General features: G+C 32.6%; 14 protein-coding genes. 1 reads left to right on the forward strand and 13 read right to left on the reverse strand.

Annotated features, from left to right (window positions below):
• Nucleotides 1-539: 539 nt before the first annotated feature.
• From ACWJKS_RS16720 to ACWJKS_RS16775, 12 genes are all read right to left on the reverse strand, one after another.
• Nucleotides 540-791 (reverse strand): hypothetical protein, encoded by a 252-nt coding sequence (locus tag ACWJKS_RS16720; RefSeq protein WP_462960068.1) that lies wholly within the window; start codon nt 789-791, stop codon nt 540-542.
• A gap of 151 nt (nt 792-942) precedes the next feature.
• Nucleotides 943-4,560 carry an SbcC/MukB-like Walker B domain-containing protein gene (locus ACWJKS_RS16725; protein ID WP_462960069.1) on the reverse strand — a complete coding sequence of 1,206 codons (3,618 nt, stop codon included), beginning with the start codon at nt 4,558-4,560 and terminating at the stop codon, nt 943-945.
• Nucleotides 4,541-5,800, reverse strand: a complete 1,260-nt coding sequence (locus ACWJKS_RS16730) for an exonuclease SbcCD subunit D (protein ID WP_462960070.1) — start codon at nt 5,798-5,800, stop codon at nt 4,541-4,543. The genes ACWJKS_RS16725 and ACWJKS_RS16730 overlap by 20 nt, the downstream gene beginning before the upstream one ends.
• Nucleotides 5,801-5,840: 40 nt before the next feature.
• Nucleotides 5,841-9,755 (reverse strand): helicase-exonuclease AddAB subunit AddA, encoded by a 3,915-nt coding sequence (gene addA, locus ACWJKS_RS16735; RefSeq protein WP_462960071.1) that lies wholly within the window; start codon nt 9,753-9,755, stop codon nt 5,841-5,843.
• On the reverse strand, nt 9,755-13,363 hold the full coding sequence (gene addB / locus ACWJKS_RS16740) for a helicase-exonuclease AddAB subunit AddB (RefSeq protein ID WP_462960072.1): 3,609 nt from the start codon (nt 13,361-13,363) through the stop codon (nt 9,755-9,757). The genes addA and addB overlap by 1 nt, the downstream gene beginning before the upstream one ends.
• Nucleotides 13,364-14,375: 1,012 nt before the next feature.
• The gene (locus ACWJKS_RS16745) at nt 14,376-14,720 is read right to left on the reverse strand and encodes a hypothetical protein (RefSeq protein ID WP_462960073.1); all 345 of its coding nucleotides are present in this window, start codon (nt 14,718-14,720) and stop codon (nt 14,376-14,378) included.
• 226 nt (nt 14,721-14,946) lie between these two features.
• Entirely contained in the window at nt 14,947-15,282 is a 336-nt protein-coding gene (locus ACWJKS_RS16750; protein WP_220319792.1) for a 50S ribosomal protein L7/L12, read from the reverse strand.
• Between the two features lie 219 nt (nt 15,283-15,501).
• A complete protein-coding gene (locus ACWJKS_RS16755; protein WP_268064062.1) occupies nt 15,502-15,840 on the reverse strand; it encodes a hypothetical protein in 339 nt (112 codons plus the stop codon).
• A 344-nt stretch (nt 15,841-16,184) separates the two neighbouring features.
• Nucleotides 16,185-17,909 (reverse strand): phospho-sugar mutase, encoded by a 1,725-nt coding sequence (locus tag ACWJKS_RS16760; protein ID WP_462960074.1) that lies wholly within the window; start codon nt 17,907-17,909, stop codon nt 16,185-16,187.
• A gap of 627 nt (nt 17,910-18,536) precedes the next feature.
• Complete coding sequence (locus ACWJKS_RS16765; RefSeq protein ID WP_462960075.1) at nt 18,537-19,931, reverse strand: nucleoside recognition domain-containing protein; 1,395 nt, start codon at nt 19,929-19,931, stop codon at nt 18,537-18,539.
• Between the two features lie 13 nt (nt 19,932-19,944).
• Nucleotides 19,945-20,706: a FeoB small GTPase domain-containing protein gene (locus ACWJKS_RS16770; RefSeq protein WP_216302412.1), complete on the reverse strand. Its 762-nt coding sequence runs from the start codon at nt 20,704-20,706 to the stop codon at nt 19,945-19,947.
• An 82-nt stretch (nt 20,707-20,788) separates the two neighbouring features.
• Entirely contained in the window at nt 20,789-21,034 is a 246-nt protein-coding gene (locus ACWJKS_RS16775; RefSeq protein WP_165413825.1) for a FeoA family protein, read from the reverse strand.
• A gap of 295 nt (nt 21,035-21,329) precedes the next feature.
• Here ACWJKS_RS16775 and ACWJKS_RS16780 point away from each other — a divergent pair, with 295 nt between their 5' ends.
• Complete coding sequence (locus tag ACWJKS_RS16780; protein ID WP_165413826.1) at nt 21,330-22,247, forward strand: transposase; 918 nt, start codon at nt 21,330-21,332, stop codon at nt 22,245-22,247.
• A 266-nt stretch (nt 22,248-22,513) separates the two neighbouring features.
• Here ACWJKS_RS16780 and ACWJKS_RS16785 read toward each other — a convergent pair whose 3' ends face one another.
• Nucleotides 22,514-23,917: a sensor histidine kinase gene (locus tag ACWJKS_RS16785; protein ID WP_462960077.1), complete on the reverse strand. Its 1,404-nt coding sequence runs from the start codon at nt 23,915-23,917 to the stop codon at nt 22,514-22,516.

The raw sequence follows: 23,917 nt of genomic DNA on the forward strand, positions 1-23,917 counted from the left end.
TATGCAACCAGATCAAATATCCATAAAAAACCTGTTCTAAACAGAACCAGAAATATTTTACTATTTTACGTTTATCCATATAGTAAAAACCCCTCCTAACCATTAGTTTAACGTATAAATAACACTCTCTTATATTAACATTATATGGTAAATATTAATATAGTTGTATATCTCTGCTTGAATTCCAAATATTTCTTAACTATATGTTTAGGCGTTAGTTAAGCTCCTGGTGGTCCAGGAGCTTTTATTTCTTGTTCTTTATAGGCGTAGTGCCAACTAAGCTGTCATGAAGTGCAAAACAGTTAAATTTCAGTTCAATTTAGTTAGATTATAGTTAAATTTAGTTAAATTTTATTTATTGGCTATGTTAGACAATAATGATGATAATACATCTAAAATTGGCTTGTCCATTTAATACAAGCCAATAAACTTTTCCCTAATCATTATGAAATATAATATTTTATGATTGCTAAAATATTGTAAAAATACGATTAATGAATTATTTAAGGAAAACGCGTATAGGCTACTAAAAATTATACTTATACATTCCTAAAAAATTTTGTAAATACAGAAACAAAGATTATGAATAATCCACTTAAGAATAAAAAAGTTGCTTCTCCTTTATTATTCTTAATATATGAGGAATACCCATCTAATATACTCATGATACCTAATAATAGAAATACAATTGACATTGCAATTCCACTGTTAATGATATTAAATATGCATAAAACTGATAATATAAGAGCAATTAATGAAATTAATGTCTTACTAACTTTTAATTTTTTCAACTTATTACCTCCCAATAAAATAATATTCTAAACTAAAAACAATTGTTTACTAAATTATACTTTGTTTATATACTAATTATATTAGAATTTCTTAATCAAATGTCACATTTCAAGCTCTTATTTCAATTCATACAGGAGAAACTTCATACTCTTACGTATACTCTAGCTTTACCTTGCTTCCTCCCTGTCCCTGCTCTGACGGCGTAACTATTAGTTTTACAGGCACTCTACTGCGAAGCTCCTCCACATGACTTATTATTCCCACAGATAATGTACTTGAATGAAGTTTTTCAAGTGAGTTCATTACTACTTCTAGAAGATTCGTGTCTAGTGTACCAAATCCTTCATCTAAGAAGAAGAACTCTAGTGGAGCACTCCCTTTTAACTGAATTTGTGAAGACAGCGCAAGCGCAAGACATAATGAAGTTAAGAAGGTTTCTCCACCGGACAATGTATTGGTTTCACGTCTTGTTCCTCCATTAAAATCATCTCTCATTACAAAGGCTCCATCAGAATCAAGCTCCAATGCGTAACGTCCTCTTGTTATGTCTTTTAATCGTTTTGAGGCTTCCATAGATATGTATTTTAGCTGCTTCATAGCAACATATTCCACAAATTTATTCCCTTGAATTAACGTGTCAATTTCTCTTAAAAGACTAAGCTTGTGTTCTATAGCGCTTCTCTTTATTATAAGGTTTTTAACTTCTAGTAGCTTTCTTTCCATTTCCTCAAGGGCCCTATGTTGCGCTCCTATTGCCTTGGTTTTTTCTTCTAAAATCTTCCCAAGTACTTCTCTTTTTTCTTTTACCTCTTCAAAGAGTGTAGCGTCTATTTCTTTTCCATTAAGTAAATTTTCTAATCTTTGTAAATTATCTATTATGCTACGTTTAGACTCTTCATACTGTTTTATTTCTTTTTCAATTAGTAACAAGTCTCCTCTTGAAATTAAATAAAGAAAAGCTATTTCAGCATTTTCAAAGGAATTTTCTTTAAGAGCTATGTCTAATTTTTTTTCTCCATCTTCTAGCATCTTTAAAAGCATTTCGCTTTTGTTTTCTTCACTGGTTTTTTGAGTGTCTAATCTTTGCTTTTCTATATTTTCTTTTTCTAAAATATCTTTTAAACTAGCCTCAATTGATGTTATATCCTTTATTTCATTTTTCACCTTTTCTATTTCAATTTTAGGTGTACGATCCATCTCTGGGGTAAATCCACAGAGTTCAACTATTTGGATAGTCAAACGGTCTATTTCTGCCTTCTTTTCCTTACCGCTGGTTTCTATTTCCGTTTTTGAAGTGGTAAGATCCCTTAAGCACTTGTCTACGTCAGATGCTTCCTTTTCTAATGTTACTAGCTCTACTCGAAGCTTCCTTGCCATGGCAGTTAGTTTTATTACCTCATTGTCTATATCTTTAAGTTGCTGAATTTTTTCCTTTATGGATACTGATGTTATACTACCACTTTGATTTTGCTTAAATGAACTCTCCTGATTAAGCAAATCTACTTTTAAAAGCTCATGCTTTTCGCGCAGCAGCTTTAATCTGCCTTCTGCAATAGACAACTCTTCATCTATTACTATTAGCGCTTCGTTTTCTTTTCTTAAACCTTCTCCAAGTTTTACTTCTTCCATATCTACTTTGCTTTTTTCATCACGTAGCTTATTTAGCTCTAAGTCTATCTCAGTTTTTTGCTTGTTGTAGACTTCTAAGTTTTCCTTAAATTGAATTAATGAGGATTCTCTTGCATCTTTCTCGCGGCGAAGCTCCTCAATGTTTATGTCGTGAAGCTTAACATTAACTATTTCTAATTGGCTATTTATATACTCCTCATCACTTATTAACCTCACAAGTTTTATTTGCTCTTTTTGATAATCTTTAGATAAATTTTCTAAGTTTAACTCTCCACTTTGCTTTAAACTTTTCTTAGCTTCTAAACCAGTATTTACTATTAGCTCTGCTACTTTTGGATGATGCTCCGACCCACACACTGGGCATAGTCTTGGCTTACCAAGTTCGTCACCCTCTTTTAAACTAGAGGCTAAAACCGCTGCCATGTTAGCTCGTTCTACTTCCTTTATCTCACCTTCTATAATTTTAAGCTGAGCTTTCACACTTTCTATAGATTCTTCTGCATTTTTTAGATTTAACCTACCTTTTTCGGTTTCAATGTTAATAGTTCTATATTTCCCTTGTAGTTCACCCTTTATTTTATGGTTTTCTACAGCTTTCTCTAGGGTATCCCGTAGCGAACTATAGGCCTCCTGTTTTTCTAGCAACAAATTATTATCTCCCGGGAAATTATTTGCTATTTTCTTACTTTTTTCTTCTAAAAGAACTAGTTTATTTTGTTTTCTTTCCTTAAGTATAATAGCTTCTCTATGCATTAACTTTGTGGTATGTGCACCCTTCTTTAAATCTTCCCCTTTTTTCTTAAGCTCTTGTACACTTTTCGTTGCGGCCGAAACTTCTAGTTCACTGTTATAGGCATTATGCAGTTTTTCTCTATATTCTGGTGGTATTTCTATTCCACTTAGTTTTTCTTCAGTAACTCCCAATTGATTTTCTATTTTTGACTTATTAGTAACAATAATTGCATTCTTTAGATTTTTCTCACTTATATTGCTTCTAATCTCTTTATGCTGTTTTAAAAGGATATCTTTTTCCCCCGCTAGATAGCTTATTTTCTCTTCAATATTTGCAGCTTGTTTAAGGCTTACTTCCTTTTCAATTAAAATAGGAAGTTTATTGTTTTTATCAGTCCATGCTTTATCATAAGAAGTTTTTGTAATATTGAGCTTTTGACATACAACTAAAAAAGCACTGCTTAGTTTTTGGAGTGTATCCTTGTTTATCGCTAATCTTTTTTTAGTTTCATATACATTGTCAATATAGGGTTTTACATTTAATGCTGAACTTCCCCTCGTAAATTTTTCTTTTTTATCTTTTATTTCTGAGGCTTGTTTATTTAACAAATCTCCTTTTTTTACATACTGGCTTTTTTCTTGTTGTAGCTCCCAGATAGTTTTATATTCCTCGTACTCTTTATCCACAGTTTTTTTATCAGCCTTAATATGTTTTTCTTCCTGCTTTAAACCATCTAGTACGGATTTTATTTCATTGTGACCTTTTTCACCTACATCTTCATATCCCTTCATTTCTCCCTGAATCATAGTTTGAGTCTTTAGGTTTTCATTTCTAACTGATCTTATTTTTTCATAAAGCTTGGTGCCGTATTTTTCTAAGGCGAATATTCGCTCTAGCATATTTCTTCTTTCTTTTCCTGTAAGCTTTAAAAATTCATTGAATTTACCTTGAGGTAACACGACCGACCTTGTAAAATCCTCAACTTTCAGTCCTATTATTTCTATGATTTTCGTGTCGATGTCCTTTGGTCCTTCTGCTAGTACCTTGTTTTCATCAGCATTTTCCTTATTTATTTCTATAAGCCTTGCATAAGCAGTTTTGAAGTTTCCAGTTTTTAATCTCTTTATGCTTCTTTCTGCTCTATATAGTTTTCGGGTTTCCCCTAGTCCTATTTCAAAATCGAAGCTTATTTCTACTACATTTGTTTCTGTGTTTACAAACTCTTTGGTGTCTCTGGATACTTTTCCATAAAGAGCTATGGTTATCCCATCTAAAATTGTGGATTTACCACTAGCTGTTGGACCGAAGATACCGAAAAGTCCTTTTTCCGTAAGTTTTGAAAATTCAATAGTTTGTTGCTGTACAAACGAATTTAGCCCCTTTATTTTAAGATTTACTGGTTTCATCTTTGGGTTCCTCCTCTTCATCTAATGCTATGTTTAAAAATAATTCTATAATTTCATCCGATGGCTCTAGCCCACCTTTTGCCTTTGTAAAATATTCTCTAAACATTTCCTCCATGGATTTTTCCCTTAGGCTTTCCTCTAAATCTGCTTCGCGTTCTATCCCCTCAAGTATTGGCTCTATGGAAACTATATCAGGTCTAAGTCTTTTCATTTCTTTTATGTTTTCGGTGCTTATTATTTCTTTTGTCTTTATTTCAAGGTATACCCAAATGTTTCTTTCGCCCTCATTTTTGCATTTTTCTATCGCTTCCTCGGTGCTGTTACATTTCCATACTTCTATAGGCTTGTAGTTTCTAAACATTATTTGTGAGACTTCCGCTTCGCCCCCAGCTTTAACATCTACGAGGTACGCTCCCTTGCTATAGTTTATTTCGCTTTTGCTATATTGAATTGGGGATCCGCAGTATCTTATCATCCCCTTAGTTCCTGGCACTTTCTGTGGTCTATGAAGATGACCCAAGGCTGAGTACTGAGCTTTCTTTGGGAATTTAGATGGTGAAACTGAAAGACTTCCCCCTAGTTGTATACTTCTCTCTGACCCACTTTCCTCTCCACCCATAACATAGAGGTGTGACACTGCTAGGTTTACAGTATCTTCCCTATATTTATCAGATATATTTTCAAACAGTTCTCCTATTCTGTCAGAATAGCTTTTTTGCCTCTCTTCATCATTAATCTCTATTGAAAGTACTTCATTTAACCTTTTTTCACTTGGATAAGGTAGTGTTATAATAACTGCTTTTTCCCCTCTTATACTAAGCTCTAAGTACCCCTCGCCGCTTTCTATTATTTCAAAATCACACTTTCCGTCATTGTTAAATTCTCCAAATACGCCTTGCCTTGCTATACTCTTTGGTTCTCCTAAAAGTACCACCCCATGACCGTATGCAAGAGGGCTCGGCGCAACTAATCTTTCTGGATTATCATGGTTACCTGCCACAACTAACACTGCAGTTTTCCCGCTACTTGTTATATCCTTAAGTGTGCTATAAAACATTTTTTCAGCTCTTGCTGGTGGATTTCCATTGTCATAGATATCTCCAGCTATAAGTACTAAATCTATATTGTTTTTTTCAACTATTTCTATAAATTCTTCTAGAAATTCTTCCTGTTCCTCTAGTCTACTGTATTGCTCTAAAGTCTTCCCCAGATGCCAATCGGAGGTATGAAGTATCCTCATTTGTATCTCCCCTTTTTAAGTTTTTCAGTTTCACAGAAGATTATTTAACTTCTACGGCTTCATCGTTACTGAATAAATATAGGTAACTTTCTTTAACTTTTTTCCCAAGTGTTGCTTCAATTGCCTTTGCATAATAATCTAGCTGAGATTTATATTTCTCTATTAAGAGATTTACATCTCCATTTTTTAAGGAGTCTGTTTTATAATCCACTAAAACTATCTCTCCATTTTCCTCAAAATAGCAGTCTATTATTCCTTGAAGCATTATTTTTTCCTCTCCATATATTTCGATTGGGAGGTTTTTATCTATATCTGTTGACTTAATTTCCATATGGAACGGTATTTCTCTTTTTAAAGCTTTTTGATTATAAGCTTTTATCATTCTTTGTCCAAGATCTGTTTTAAATAACTTTAATAATTTATTGACCCGGACGGATTTGCCCTCTTCTTTTGAGATTAGCAATTTTTCAACGTAAGTCTCAATTTGTAATCCTATTTCACTTGTGGTTGCCACTTTAGTTAAATCTAATCTTTGCACCACTGCATGCATAGCGGTTCCTTTTTCTGCGGGGGTTAATCCCTTCGCCTCTTCTAGGAATTTGGGCTTATTTATAAGTTTTGGCTGGTACATATTGTTTGAATCGCCTTCCGTAATTTCTGCATTAAATTTTCTTTTAATCTCTGTTACTGTAAGTACTGTAGGCATTTTTGTGGACATTTCGTATTTATAAATAAATCCTAGCCTTTTTTCTATTTCAAAGATGAACTTCTCATCTGTAGGTTCTTCCTGAAGTGCTGTTAGCTTTTCCTGTGAGCTAACAGTAATTTCTTCTTCATAATTGTCGTTTTTCTTTATGTTTTCTCTATTCCAGAACCTTACCGTAAAGCTTGCAGGATGACTTAATAAATTCGTTGTACTATCATCTATTTCTATTAGTTCACGCAATGGTTTTCCGTCTGCATGCCTTATTATCGCCGGCACTATCCAATCTAAATAGCTTTTACCTTTTAAAATTTCATATTCTCCTAGCTTTTCACTATTCTCTTCTAAACTAGAACTCATTCTAGTTAAATTTCTCTCTGTATTTCTCATTGACCCAGTTATTATTAGCTTTTCCTTCGCTCTTGTTAAAGCTACATATAGTACCCTCATTTCCTCTGCAAGACTTTCTATCTTTATTGTCTTTTTAAGCGCTTGTTTTAGAACTGTAGGATAAGAAATTCTTCTAATTGGATCAACAAAATCTGGGCCATAGCCTAATTCATGATGAAATAATATACTCTTATTTATATCCATTAAGTTAAAGTTTTTTCCCATGCCACTTAGAAATACTACAGGAAATTCTAGCCCTTTACTTTTATGTATACTCATTATCCTAACTACGTTTTCATTTTCCCCTAAGGTTTTAGCACTGCCCATGTCTCCACTACTTATTTTTAACTTGTTTATGAAATTTATAAAATTAAACAATCCCTTGTAACTAGTTTCTTCATATTGCCTTGCCCTTTGGAAAAGCACTCTTAAATTCGCTTGTCTTTGGGTTCCTCCTGGCATGGCTCCTATATAACCGTAATAACCAGTGCTAGTATATAAATGCCATATGAATTCATCAATGGGCATATACGTGCAAATTTCTCTAAAGTGGTTTAATTTTTCAAGGAATTTACCGAGTTTTTCTGATTTTTTAGTGCCTTCTAAGTTTACCATTGCTTCATAAAAACTTACTTCCCTTTGACCTACTCTTATATCTACCAGTTCCTCTGAGGTAAACCCTCCTATTGGAGAACGGAGAACTGCTAGCATAGGAATATCCTGTCTTGGGTTATCTATAATTTGAAGTAAACTCATGATTATTTGAATTTCTATGGTACTAAAATAGCCTGTGCCTGTATCTGCATACACCGGTATGTCTTCTAGCTTCAATTGTTCTAAAAATGAGGGTGCCCAATTTGAGGTGGCCCGAAGTAATATTACAATATCCTTATATTCAACGTATCTATAACCTTTTATTTTTTTGTCATAAATTTTAAAAGCTTTTTCATCTTTATGTAGCATTAATTCTTTTATTCTTTTTGCAACAATTCTAGCTTCTAATTCAATATTTGTAGGGGTTTCATCCTCATTTGTTTTGCCATGTCCCTCACCTTCAGTTCCATTAGTTGTTAACCGTCCCTCATCTTCGACCTCTTCACCTTCGTTTTCTTCTCCTGCATCTTTAACTTCCTTTTCAATAAGATGTAGCTCCACTGCTCCGCCTATTACTCCAGGACCTTCAAGTTCATCAAAGTGAGCTCCTAAATTCAACGCTTCCTCATCTGTATAGTCAAGATCTCCAATGTTTTTGCACATTATTTGTTTGAAGATATAATTTACTGCATTTATAACCGGTCCACGACTTCTAAAATTTTTGTATAGAGTTATTTTTCTGGTTTTTTCGCCGTCAATTTTTGAATAACTATTATACTTTGCTAAGAAGAGCTCTGGCCTTGCCTGCCTAAATTTATATATACTCTGTTTTACGTCTCCTACCATGAATACATTTGGGAAACCTATTTTTTCTCTTGAGATTATATTTAATAGAGTTTCTTGCACCATGTTGCTATCCTGATATTCATCTATCAAAATTTCTTCGTATTTATTTCTTAGCCCAACTGCTACTGCGGAAGGTTCTGGTTTTCCCTGAGCGTCCATTACTACTTCGCCCTCTTCATTTTTTTCCATCAGAATGTCAAGGCAGTAGTGCTCAAAATCATTGAAATCTATAATTGAACGTTCCTTTTTCTTTTCTCTATATTTTTCCTGCAAATCTATAACAAGGTTAGATAACTCAAGCATTTGTGGATACAATGTTTTTATATCTCTTAACGCAGTTTCTGAATTTGCATTCATTATTTGCTGCCCCAGTTCACCTAATTGTTTTTTCACCTTATTTCTTATCTCTTGTACTACCTTTTGTTTTTCCTTATCTTTGCAGGCTTTTATCGTTGTTAGTTTTGGGAAGCTTAAATTTTCAAACGCTTCTGCTAAGCTTTCAAAACAATTGCTTTCAGCGCTTATTAAATCTGCAATTAACTCTAAATCTGATTTGAACACTTCGTAATATAATGCTATAGCTTCATTGTTTTCTATGATTTTCAATGCTTTAATCATTACTTTTTCAATGCCTAGTAGCTCTATTTTAACATCTTCCATTAAAACCTTTGCCCAAGGGGTATCACTAAAACTATACCCATCTTTTATGTTAAAATCCTCTGCAGAACCCCGTAGCCATTTTGTTGGATTTGTAGAACTCATGGCAAAGTTATAAAGGCTTAACACTATAGACTTAAGGCCTAAATCTTCTTTATTATTACTATAGGCTTCAACAAGTTTTAAGAAACTAGAATCCTCGATTAGATTTATAGAGCTAGTATCCTTTTCTACAAATAAATCGCTATCTTCATCTTCGGTTTCATTTTCATCATTCATTTCTACATATCTATCCTCAAATAGTTCCTCTAGAGCTTCTTGTTTTAAAAGAACTGCTTCTGTTGCATCTGCTATTCTAAAATTAGGGTCTAAATCTACTATATGAAAATTGCTTCTAATAACCTCAAGGCAGAAGGAGTGAATAGTTGTAATGCTGGATTTATTTAATAAGGTTAACTGTCTTTGCAGTAGTTTACTTTGTGGATTTTTATAAAGTTCCTTTGAAATAGCCGCAGCTATTCTCTCCCTCATTTCGGATGCCGCCGCGTTCGTAAATGTAACCACTAATAACTTATCTATATCTGTAGGCCGATCTTCATCTGTTACTATCTTTATTATTCTCTCAACTAGTACCGCTGTTTTACCTGAGCCTGCCGCTGCAGCTACTAGAACGTTGCAATCGCGAGTATAGATAGCCTTTTTCTGATCCTCTGTCCATGAAACCCCTGTTTTTACATGTTTAATTTCATTCTCACTCTTTAACATTACTCCTCATCCACTCCGATCTCTTGAGTCTTTACACTATTTTGCTCAATTTCGACTGACGATAAGAGTTCCCATATTTCCTTGTCTCTCTTATCTTTTATTATCTTATAGGTATTTTCCTTTAATGTAGGATCAAATTGGCAAATAGCCGTGTATTCACAGTAAGCACAAGGTGTAGCATCTTTTTTCTTATATGGCTTTATGTCTATTTCTCCACTTAACATTTGTTCACAGGTGCTTATTAGGTTTTCCTTTACATGGCGGAGTAACATTTCAAACTGCTCCTTAGTTGCAACTGATGATCTTGAGCCTAACTTCCCATCCTTTTTTATAGATGCTGGGACAACTAGAGATGCGCCTTCAATATTTCTATCCATTTCCCTAATTATCTTAGTATCTGCTAGCAGTAACCCCTTCATTTTTAAAGCCTTCATTATTGCTTTTTCCAGTTCTTCTTCATCTAAATCATTTTTAGCTTTTATTACTGGGTCATCTATTTTAAAGTACAAAATACCTGCTGGGAAAATTGGCTCCTCTGAAATTTCGTTTTCTTTAGAAATCGCTCTTTCACTTTTAAGCATGGCGTCTAAATACGTCAATAGCTGTATTTGAAGTCCGTAATATACATCGGATAGTTTAAAATCCTTATTTCCAGATTTATAATCTATTATCCTGTAAAATTCTTCTCCTTCATTAATTAACTTATCTACTCTATCTATTCTACCCACTAGATTTACTATTTCCCCTGTGGATAGTTCTACTTTTATTGGTGGATAATCTCCATCTTCAAATCCAAAGGATACTTCATAGCCAAAGGGTTCAAATCCACTGTTTTTCATTTGCTCAACTATCACCATAATAGTTCGTTTTAAAACTCTTTTTAACCGCTCTGTAAAGTACTTGTACCTTGGGGTACTGTTCAATATATAGCCACTTATGCCTTCCTCTGCTTCTTTTTCCACAATACTTGCTATATTTTTTTCACACCATTCACGCTGAAGGTCCGCCCATTTTATTTCATTTTTATCCACAAGCTTTGAAAAATCATCAAGTACACTGTGCATAAAGCTGCCTAAGTCTGGAGATGAAAATGTAAAAGTTTTTCGCTCCTTAGCTTTTAGGCCATATTGCACAAAATATGCAAAGGGACATTCTTCATATTTTTCTATTCTAGATACGCTAAAATAATTTTTGTCTCCATAAAGTAGTTTTACTTTTTCTTTCTCAAGCATTTTCATTTCATTTTTGTAGTCAAATCCCTGAAACATGGTGTTGCTTTTTTCTCGCCATAAAGGGTCCTTTTGGTACCACTTATAAATCTCAATCCAAAGTGGCGATATAACTCCCTCCTCTAAATATTTTCTTAGATAAAATATCAGCTCGTTAAATGTTGGAACTTTAGCACACAGCTGCTGCATATCATTCGTTTCTTGTAGCCTTTCACTAAACTGAGTTATATTGCTCTCTTCTATTAGACCTTTGAATAAGGCGTTAAACCTAGATATTATAATAGAAGGTCTTAACGTTTTGCCTTCATAATCTGCAATAGGATAACTTATATTTAAATATTTACTTGGGATGGTTATCGTAGCATAGATTAAATACTGCTCATTAAACACCTCAGTTTTTGTGTCATTTGCAAGTTCTAATGCATTTTCTTTTAAGATCATTCTATCATTGTCTGTTAATATTCCATCTTCCTTGTTTGCCATTGGGAATACTCCATCATTTACCCCTATAATGTATAGTGCACTTATATCATGACTTTTTATGCGCTCCACGCTGCTAATAGTTACTCCATCTAGTGCAGGTGGAATAATTCCCATTTGATGTTTACTAAATCCCATGGATAGTACTTTTACAAAGTCCTCAAGGGATAGGGTTTCATTGCCAAGGACTTCCACCATCTGATCTAATAGTTCCATAACTAAGTTCCATATTTTACTGTACTCGGTAACGAGCTCTTGCGCACCTTCCCTTTTGAAATTTTCTATCCACTCCTCTATTGTTTTATATATATTTATAGTTTCTAGAAATTCAAATAAAGTTGTGCATATTTTTTTGGTGGTACATCCGCCTTTTAATTTTTCTTTGAATTGTAGTAGTGGATTTATGACTTTCTCTCTAGTATCATTTAAAATTTTAATAGTGGCTTCTATTCTTTCAGCTTTGTCCTCAGGAGAACCTGCAACTTTTTCTACAGGTTTCTCTGCACTTTGTGATGCAGCTTCGTCTATGCCAGCTTTATCATTATAGTAGTCTCTAAAATAGTATTCTATTTTCTCCTGCCATAGATCAGGTTCTGTCCATTTTCTTTTGCCCTTTATGCCCGCTGCTATTACGAAGTTTTCTAGTATGTCTATATGCTGCTTTTCTATATCTAAAAGCCCTGTTTTAAGATACCTAAACATTGCCTCATAGCTAAAGTTCTTAGTGAAAATCTCAACGACTCCGGTTATTAGCACAATTAAGGGGTTACTTGTTATATCCTTTTTCTTATCTATAAATAATGGAATATTATATTCTGTAAATATGGCTTTAATTAACTTTTCATAGGAAGGTAAGTCTCTTGTTACTACTGCTATTTTATTAAATCTTATATTCTCATCACGGCATAGTCTTAAGATATCCTTTGCCACGTGTTCCACCTCGCAGTATCCATTAAGAGCTTTAAATACCTTTATGTTTTCACATTTCTCAGTACTTGGTGTATATGGGAATGCAAAATAATTTTTTTCAAGAAAAGATAGTTCATTATTGTTTTTAAATTTATATTCTTTATTACCTTCCAGCTCTATAGGTGCTTCGATACTTGTCCCACTATCCTCTGCTAAACTTAAAAGCTTATTTTCTGTAAACTTAATGGAATAAAATGCATCAGATTCCTCCATACATTTTGAATGCTCTGAGCTTTTTAATGGAAGCGTTATATTTATCCTCCTAGCTTTTTTATATAGCTTTTCGAGTATTCCATACTGTTGTGGTGTAAAGCCTGTAAACTCATCGATCCAAAACTCAGAACCATCAAAAATATTGCATTCATCAAGGGCACTATTTAAGCGTGTTAAATCGTCATCTGGATCCACATAGTTTTTATTTAAAATATTATCAAATTCTCCGTATATAAGAGATAAATCCATTATTTTATCTACTAGCAAGGTGTTTTCCCCTAAATTGCCTAATGTCTTATTTAAATCTTCAACAGAAACATTATATTTTTTAAACTCTGTAATTGCAGAAGCTACATTATCTACAAAGCCTTTTTGTCTAGCCGCTCCTTTAAATACCTTGAGTTCATCTTTCTTTTTTTGAAGTATGCTATGAATAAGCATTGCCTTTCCTGAAGTATCCATAGGTTTACGGGTTATGCCTCCAACCTCGCTAAACACTTTGTACGCTAATCTATTAAAACTAAGTACTTGGACGTTCTTTATTCCTGTAGATCCAACTACTTTTATAAGATTTTTTTCAGCTTGAAAGGAAAATTGTTCTGGTACCAAAAGTACTAAGGTTTTTTTGCTTTCTTTGGTACTTCGTTTTTCTATGTCCTCTAAGCAGAACGTACTCTTCCCTTTTCCAGCTCCCCCGTATATAAATCTTAAACTCACAAAAACACGTCCTTTCTTTTAATTTATTATATATAATTTCCCCACATAGTTCGTTTTATATTTATTATATTATACCATGCGGGACATATTAGACTTGAATGTTTAAAGATATTTCAGAAGCAAAGTCTCCCATTTCTATAAGTTTGAGTACCTACTATAAGTAGGAGTTACTTGCCCTAACAAATAGAAAACTTCAGTGGTAGTATACCACTACTTCTGAAGTCGTCAATTTATCTTCTGCGAAGCTATTTATCTTCTGCGAATCTGTTGAAGCGACCCAGGAGATGATTTAACCACATAATAACTTAAAATATTTGTATATTAGGCAAAATTAAATTAACTGACGAAAAAGATTGAAATATATAATTATTATACATATTATCCATATAGCTGCATTTATTTTGTCATTCTTTTACATTCTTATATAAATGCAACCCTTTAACGCAATTTTCAGTACATTTTTATATAAATGCAACCCTTTGCCGCAGTTTCAGTATATTTTTATTACATATATGTTTAAATATGTTTAAATATGTTTAAATACAAGAAAAAGGGGTCTAAAGATGAAATCTATAAAACATCCATTAATTATCATTGCTATATTAATTGTACGAATATCAAATTTAATTTCTGATTATTACGTGTCGAATCAATTGAAAAAAGATGGGCTGATTTAAAACTTGAAGAATTGAAAAATATAGTTAAAAAATATAGTGCTAAAAATAGTTATGCTTATGTAATAGACGGAGAGAGGTTTTAAGTAGTTGCTGAGAAAGTAAGAAGACTTGCAGAACAATCCGTGAAACTGTAAATAGCATTCAATATGGCGCGGATGGAGAATTTGTAAGCTCCATGTCAGATGAAATTGGACAAGCATCACAAAATCAAGCACAGCTTGCACAAAAACTTAATGAGTTGGTTCAAAAATTTAAAATTTAGGCTATGTTTAATCATAGTGTTGATAATATGCCAATTTTAAAGTATCCATTTTAGGATTCCTTTAATCAATATTTTACAAATTCACGAATTGTTGTTTTTCACGTTTATCAATTAAATACCCTAGTAAACCACCGAAAATCAATGTCATTACTATAGTCCAAATTGCTCCTGTTAAATTAGATTCTATTACAAAAATAGTTGAGGGGGTAAATATAAGTATAGAAATAATAATTCCTTTTATAATTCCATGGAAATTCAACTTTGTTGTCGAAATAAAGAAGCCCACTATAACCCAAGTCAAAAAAGTTGATATATTAGCATCCCAAGCTACCTTTTGCAATATCATCGGTAAAACATTTATAATTCCTATAATAGTGCCTAAAATAATACCCAAATATGTTTTATTAAAAATTTTCATAAACAACTACTCCTTTCAATTTATTAAATCATTATGTCTTTATTATATTATACAAAAATTAAGTATATATTTCAAATTTTTAACATTATTACATATAAATCGCTTCCCTAATCTTAAAATCCTTTAACTTTGTATCAGAATGAGATACTAAAATTGGCTTGTCTATTTATTACAATCCAATAATTTCCCCCTAATAATTATGAAACATAATAGACGTGTAAATTACCTATTTTAATTCCTTTTCACTTAGAGCATCAATATAATCTTTGCCTTCTTTGAGCCCTATTCCAGTAGCCATTCTATATTTTTTAATTGCTTTGATATTTTTGCCTTCTAAAATAAGGCTTTTTAATTCAGCCATTGTTTCATCTGACACACGCATTTCACCCGGCAGTCCTATTTCACTCGGAATACCAACTTTATCCGCAATCATATTTAAAGTTCTCTTCATTTGCGCAATGTCAACTCGCATCATACTAATAGTATTTGATGTACTTGATATATTTAACACTACTCCCACTACTCCCGCTACTATAAGTACCAAAATAAATGTATCACTCATAATTTCACTCCTTTCAACTTTGTCATAATATTACATTTATGCATAATAAACTATGGTTTATTTGCCTACTAATCATAATGCAAATTATAAGCAATCGTAACCTGGTAATATTTAAAAATTAGATATCTTTAAATTTAAAAACCACTAAAATTGGTTTGTCTATTTCCGACAAGCCAATAAATTTTCCCACAATAATTATGAAACAATATAAAATATTGTTTATTTTATCTTCTTAAGTTTCAGATTTAATATAATCTGATTCATAATTGATAAAATACCAATTACAATACAACTAATATTATTATTTTTAAAAGTGTTAGGGAATGCTGCAAATAAAAACACCCAAATTATAAGCATTACTCCTAATGCTATGTCACTTGTTCCAATTATTTTAACCGCACTTGTATAATTTTCATTTAATTTCTCCTGAAATTGAGGACTAAAAAACACCTTGAATTTCAAACTATATTCATTAATTTTTTTAAAAACATTATAGTTTAAGCTAAAACCTAGCCCAACAAAAATTAATGATATTATAATCACTACTAAATTAATCATCTCCTGCGGAGCTGCATATTAACGACTTCAGAAGGGTATTTACACTCCCACTGGAGTTTTATTTTTGCTAGAGTGATTAACTCTCACTTATAAAAATTGGAGACTTTCCTTCTGAAATGTCATTAAATATCCTCATACTGAAATTCCCCTTCTCAATTTATTAATTGTTGCCTCTATAAAACTATTGAAATTCTATTTTAAATTTCTCGTCAGCCTTTATGGGACAAGTATAACTGTAAATTCATTAGGGATAAATCTAGTTGTATTTAGGAATCCATGCAGTGCAGCCGAATGCATTCAGCGCAATGCATGAATCCCTTTAATATATTATATGTTTCTTATGTTTATTTTGTACTTTGAAGTTTTTCCATAATTATATCTTTCATTTCTACCAATTTTTCTTCTGCAGCTTTTAAAGTTTCTCCCTTTGAATACATGTATATTTTAATTTTTGGTTCTGTACCTGAAGGTCTTACAGCATACCAGCTCTCATCATCAAAGTAGAATTTAAGTACATTAGATACTGGAATTCCACTAGATTCTTCTGTACCATTAATTACGTCATAAGCTTTTTCTATATCGTAATCTATATATTTAGTAAGCTTCGCAGTGCCTATTGTCTTTGGATTATCTTTTCTGTATTCTTCCATCATTCTAGAAATTCTTTCTTGTCCTTCTATGCCTTCTAGAACTAGAGATATTAGGTTTTCTCTATAATATCCAAATTCCTCGTATATCTCATTTAATATATCTATTAGAGTTTTCCCTTGTGATTTATAGTAGGCTGCGGCTTCACATAAAAGCATGGAAGATATCACTGCATCTTTGTCACGAACGAAAGTCCCAGCTACATACCCAATGCTTTCTTCGTATCCAAATATAAATTCATGGCTATCATCTTTCTTAAAATCATTGATTTTACCACAAATATTTTTGAATCCTGTAAGTACTTCGAAGGTTTCCACGCCATATTTCTTAGCTATTTGCCTGCCTAAATCCCCTGTTACTAGCGATTTTACTATGGCCGCATTGCTAGGAAGCGTGCCTTTTTCTTTCATCCCTTCTATAACATATTTTATTAATATAGCCCCTGTTTGATTACCATTGAAGGCAACATATTCTCCATTTTTATCTCTGACCATTATAGCAAGTCTATCGCAATCCGGATCTGTAGCTATTAATAACTCTGCCCCTTCTTTTTTACCAAGTTCCTGGGCATATTTGAAGGCTTTTACATTCTCTGGGTTTGGGTATCCAACGGTTGTAAAGTCTGGATCTGGGTTTTCTTGCTCTGGTACTACTATTATATTAGTAAAACCTCTTTCCTTTAGTACTCTTCGTACAGGCATATTTCCAGTACCATTTAGAGGTGTATAAACAATTTTTATATCTTTATCTATGTTATCCCTTAAAGCTAGTCCCTTTACTTTCTCCATATACTCATCATCCATTGCTTTCCCGAGCATTACTATTAATCCTTTTTCCTTAGCTTCCTCAAGATCCATGATTTCTATGGTACTAAAATCTGTAATGCTCTGAATTTTTTCTGTTATACCATTTGCAGTAGATGATAAGATCTGGGCACCATCTTCCCAATATACCTTGTATCCGTTATATTCTTTAGGATTATGGCTAGCAGTCACAACAATTCCTGCAGCAGTACCTAACGTTCTTACTGCATAAGATAGTTCTGGAGTAGGCCTTAATTCCTCAAATAAATAAGCCTTTATTCCATTTGCTGCTAAAACTTGTGATGCTGTAGCTGCAAATTCAAGTGAAAAATGTCTGCAATCATAAGCTATTGCTACACCTCTATCCATATATGCTTGTCCATAACCTTTAATATAATCCGCAAGCCCTTGCGTTGCTCTTGAAATTATGTATAAATTCATTCTATTAAGTCCCGCACCTAATTTTCCTCTTAGACCTGCAGTTCCAAACTCTAAGTCCATGTAAAACCTATCTTGAATTTCATTATTGTCTTTTGATATTGCCCTTAATTCTTCTCGAGTCTTTTCATCAAAATATTTATTATTTAACCATTCTTCATATTTTTTTATATAAGTCATTTTAACTCCCACCTTCCAAATAATTACCATTTGATAACATTATACATTACTTCCTATTCATTTTAAACAGCTAATAATAATTTTTAGGATAAATTTTACATATAGTATAAATATCTGTAACAACTTATCCTTTTGCACATATAATATATTAGGATACCTTAATGGCACTTCAGAATGAATTCCTCCTTGGATCCAATTGTGCTTATTATTATTTCAACAATAGTTAATAACCATTAATTAATTATTTATCCTTCTGAAGTCATTAACGGTACCCTTTTAGTGATTTATCAATATAATCTTTACTTTAAAATGAAAGGGAGTAGTTCGTAAGGCTTTGCCTTATACATCAAATCGACATACTGGCTTACGCCCGGTTTGGTGCAAGATTTACTTGGAACAAGACTTTTGTTTTAGCAAATTCGCAAGATTTGTTAAAACAAAAGTCTTTATTTTTTTCATATATACTTGTGAGGGACAGTTTAATGTTCAATTAGTTGTTAACTGTCCCTCTGGTTTTGACCAGACTAAAGTTTAATTAGTTGTTAACTGTCCCTGGGGTTTTGACCAGACTAAAGTTCAATTAGTTGTTAACTGTCCCTAAGGTTTTGTTTTAAGGTTTTGTTTTGACTACATGAAAATCCTATAAATTTTGGTGGTACAAAAGCATATGATTATAGCAATGGCTGTGGGCATTAATACAGATAATATTGTCCATTTTATACTTCCGGTTTCTTTTTTTATAGTCCATACTGTTGTGGCGCACGGAAAGTGCAATAGTGAAAATAACATTGTGTTTATGAGTGTTAAGTATGTCCACCCATTGTTTAGCAAAATCTCCCTAAGCTGATCTATACTTTCAAATTGAAGCATGGATCCTTTAGATAAGTATGCCATTAAAAGAATAGGTAGCACAATTTCATTTGCTGGAAATCCTAAAATAAAGGCTATCAAAATAAAGCCATCTAAACCTATGGCATTCGCAAAGGGATTTAGAAAATTTGCTGCATGGGCTAGTATACTTATATCTCCAATCATGACATTGCCAAGAATATAGGTTATAGCACCAGCGGGCACAGCTACCATTATAGCTCTTCCCAACACAAACATGGTTCTATCAATTATAGATGTATATAATACCCTTCCGAGTTGAGGCTTTCTATAGGGTGGCATCTCTAATGTAAAGCTTGAGGGCATACCTTTTAGTATTGTTTTTGATAATGTATAGGATGTTAGTAATGTAATCCCTATACCTATAAGCACTAAAAGCACTACCATCAGTGCAGCTATAACAGACCTACTAGCAGGCGTTATACTCACTCCTACAAACACCATTGATAGAGCTATAAGAGTTGGGAATCTACCATTACAGGGTACAAAATTGTTGGTTACAATGGCTATAAGCCTCTCTCTTGGCGACTCAATTATTCTGCAGGCTATTACCCCGGCAGCATTGCAACCAAACCCCATACACATAGTTAGTGCTTGTTTTCCATGACAGCAAGCTTTTTTAAAAGAATGGTCTAAATTAAAGCATATTCTAGTCAGATATCCAGCATCTTCAAGTAGTGTAAATATAGGAAAGAATATTGCCATAGGTGGAAGCATTACGGCTACTACCCAGGCGAAAGTTCGGTATACTCCTAGTACTAAAAGGTTATTTAGCCAAAGGGGAACTTGTATATAGATAAAGAATAAACTGATCTTTGCTTCTATCCAAAACAAGAATTTTGACAAAAACTGTGAAGGATAATTTGCTCCCTGAATTGTAAGCCAAAATATCACCGCTAGCAGTAGTATCATTATTGGGATACCCGTTTTTTTAGAGGTAACTATGTCATCAATTTTTTGCTGAAACAATAACCTTTCAGTGTCTTTTACAACAGTTTTTCTTGTTATATCCTCCGCCGTTTTATAAATAGTTTCTACAATGGTGTCTCTTATGTTTTCATTGTTTTGTGTTCTAAAAAGTTTTGATTTTTTTAGAATCGCCTTAATATTTGCGTCTTCCTTTAGATTCAACAATTACACCTCCCTATTAATTACTTCTTAAGTCATAACCTAAAAATTTGCTTATAGAATTTAAAAGCGATTCATCTCCATCTAGAAGTCTTAATGCAAGCCATTTAGCATTAATTTTGTCCTTAAAAATCGAGATAATCATTGGGGTGAGCTGTTGCTGCTGCTGCGTAATACTTTTAGGATATTGAATTTGTACGGGACAGGTATGAATTTTATTAGTGCATAAATCATATATGGTATCTTTTAAAATATTCATGCCTATATTACTTCTTGCAGTAGTTGGCACCACCGGTATACCTAATTCCTTTGATAAAGCTTCTATATTTACACTTATGTTTTTACTTTTAGCCTCATCCATCATATTTACACAAGCTATTACTTTATCAGTAATCTCAATCACCTGCAAAAGCAAGTTTAAATTTCTCTCAATACACGTGGCATCTAAAACAACCACTGTTACGTCTGGCTTTCCAAAGCAAATGAAGTCTCTAGCTACTATTTCTTCGACAGAACTTGCAAGAAGAGAATAAGTGCCTGGCAAATCCACAATAGTAAAGTCTGTGCCTTTATGACCATATTTCCCTTGGGAGTTTACAACGGTTTTGCCCGGCCAATTTCCTGTATGCTGATGAAGTCCAGTCAGTGCATTGAACACTGTACTCTTTCCCGTGTTTGGGTTTCCTGCAAGTGCAATGACATAATCTTCTTCTTTTAATTTCTCTACATTAAAAAGATCCTTTAATCCCTGCTTATTACTAGAACTGTAAGTTAGCCCCATTTTTTCTCCTTTCTCTATTAATATTTATATTTATAACTATTTAGCCCTGAGATGACATTTAACAGTCATTGTATTCTAATAGCTACAATTCTATGTCTCTTACTATAATATTTTGAGCTTCTTCTTCTCTCAGTGCAATACAAGTATCTCTTATAAGATATGCCGTTGGATCTCCAAAAGGACTCTGCCTAAGTACGTGGATAGTGGTGTTTGGCACTATCCCTAAATCCAGCATTCGTTGTCTTGATAAACCTTCCGAGAGCAATTCTACCACTTGCACTTTTTTCCCTACTGCAATTTCTGTTAGTTTTACTATTAAGGTTTCCATTTTTTCACCTGCCTTGATATTGTCTTATGACCCACAAGAATAAAAAACAAGTAAAGATAACGAAAAATAGACTATGCTAGAATAGACTCGTATACTGATTTGTTATTTATTTTAATGTGCCTTTGCTTTATATTATGTGTTTAAAGCTAAAATCGTCACTTAAAATAAAAAAAGAAAAGTTCACAACACCGGGGACGGTTAACAACTATTTAAACTATTGACTTTAGAATATGAATATCATCCTGACCCATAGGCAATAATTTTAAGAAAAGCTTATGAGAAAGGATGATTTTTTATGTCAAGAACTTTTAGATTAAAAAGTGAACAATCTATATATCATATTATGTGCAAAAGTATCACTGAGGTAGATTTATTCAAGGATTCTGATGATAAGAAAAAGTATTTATCCCTTATAAAAAAATATAAGATCCTATATGATTTTAAACTTTATGGGTACTGCCTAATGAATAACCATTTACATTTAATAATTGATGCTAACGGATCAGACATATCAAAAGTAATGCATGGAATAAATTTTTCTTATGCAATGTATTTTAATAAAAAACATAAAAGGGAAGGTCATCTTTTTAGAGATAGGTTTAAGAGTATAATAGTTGCTAATGAAAGGTATTTAAAGACCTTATCGCTATATACACACAATAATCCTACAGCCATAGTGGAATATAAGGATTGTCCTGAAAAATATGCATTTTCTAGTCTAGCAATATTCTTAGGGAAAAGACGTGATTCTTTTAAATTAATTGATTATGGATTTATTATGAGTCTTTTTGGAAATAGCCTTAAAAGTGCAAGGAAAAATTACTATAACCTTGTTTTTAGAGACAACGAAGAAAAGCTGAAAGAAGAAATTGATTTTGAATTCGAAGATGAAAAAACAGAGTATAAAAGTGATAGGAAAATACTTATAAGAAACTTTAAACCAGAGGATATAGCCGAATTTATAGCGTCAAAACTAAACGTATCAAAGGTTCATCTTTATATGAAGTACAGCAGAAAACTTGTAAAAGCAAAAGCGTTAACAGTTGTTCTAATGAGAAGCCTCTGCAACTTTAAATCCTGTGATATATCTAACACACTTGGGAACATTACGCAGGCTAGAGTATCAAAATTAAGCACTATCGGTATAGAATTAATTGGAACAGACGAAAAATACGAAAATATTATAGGTGATTTTATTAAATCCTATGCTTAGCCATTTGTAATAAACGAAAATTTTTCAGAGAATAAAATATGGTTATTTTATTCAAATATACTTGGACAAGCATACATAAATATGATCTTCTATTAATGTAAAAGATAAAATTATTAAAACAAGTTCTCTTAAATATGCTGAACAATGAAAAAATACATGTTTTTTTAAACATGCATCTTTTCATTACTCGTTAACCGTCCCTATCTATTTCACCATTTGTTTAATTGTTTGTTAACCGTCCCCACTTTTTATTTTCTTGAGGTTAATCACAAAGCCCCATTAAATTTTACAGTTACAACGCAACCCGCGCCTTCTTTACTTTCCACTTCTATATTTGCTTTATGAAGGGTTAATATATTGCGTACAATAGTGAGACCTATCCCTGAGCCTTCCATTTCATGTCTACTTTTATCTCCCCTATAGAGCCTTTCGAATATATAAGGTAAGTCTTCTTCCTTAATACCAATGCCTGTATCTTCTATTTTTAATATTACTTTTTCATCAGCTTCTTTTAAAGCAATATCAATTTTCCCCTGCTTGGGAGTAAATTTAACTGCATTTGAAAGCAAGTTAATAATTACCTGTTTTATTTTATCTCTGTCTCCTAAAATGTTGCATTGTTTACTTGTGTTTAACTCTAAGGTCATGTTAATATTCTTATTTTCTGTTATTAATTCAAATTCTTTTACAACTGAAGAAATGATATCTTTCAAAGAAATTTTCTCCGTGTTTAATGCTATTTCTTCTCCTTCAACCTCTTTTAATGCATTTAAGTTGTCTATAAGCTTTCCAAATCTAATAACTTCTTCATTAAGATAAGTCAATCTTTCATTATCTACGGGGAAAATACCATCAATCATAGCTTCAAAATTATTTTGTAAAATATTAAGAGGCGTTCTGACTTCATGAGATATATCTGATATTAACCTCTTTCTAAGGACATCCTGATGCTGAAGCTTTTCTCCAAGTGTATTTATGCTATTTCTTAAATCTTCAAGTTCTAAAATGCTACTCTTATCATTTGCCCTTGCATTATAGTTTCCATTTGAAAGATTGACTGAAATCTTTGAAACTTGCCTAAGCGGAGTAGAGAATTGCTTCGAAATAAAAAGACTAATTAATATTGTTATTAAAATTGAAAGTACGACACTTAAAATAATACTCTTATTTATTGAGAGTTTAAAATCCACATCTTCTTTGGATAATAGAACTGGTGCGTATTGCCCTATTTCTATGTATCCTACAATCTTGTCCTTAGATTTTATTTCAAAGGTACTTGTAGTATAAACCCCTTCATTTTTGACGTGCATAGTGATATTAGTATTGTTAACTATGTCATTAGCGTTCATTCCCCAAACGGCTTTTTTATTTTCATCCTTAAGAGTAAGGCAGTATCTACTCATATAGGCTTCATGCATAATTTCTATTCCTGAAGTTTCTGACCACTTACCATTTTTTTTATATACTTCTTCTAAATATTTTACTATTCTAATATCCCTCTTATTTTGTATTTCGACTAAGTACCTGTTGAAGGTTCTTGATATTGTTATATTCACCAAAAGTGTAGACAAAAAAAGCGCTAATATAGAGGTGCATACCAAAATAATACTTAACCTTTTTCTTATGCTTTGCGTAAATTTTATACTTCGCATAAAGTTTATGATTCTCAT

It is taken from the genome of Clostridium sp. CM038, from assembly GCF_055081105.1.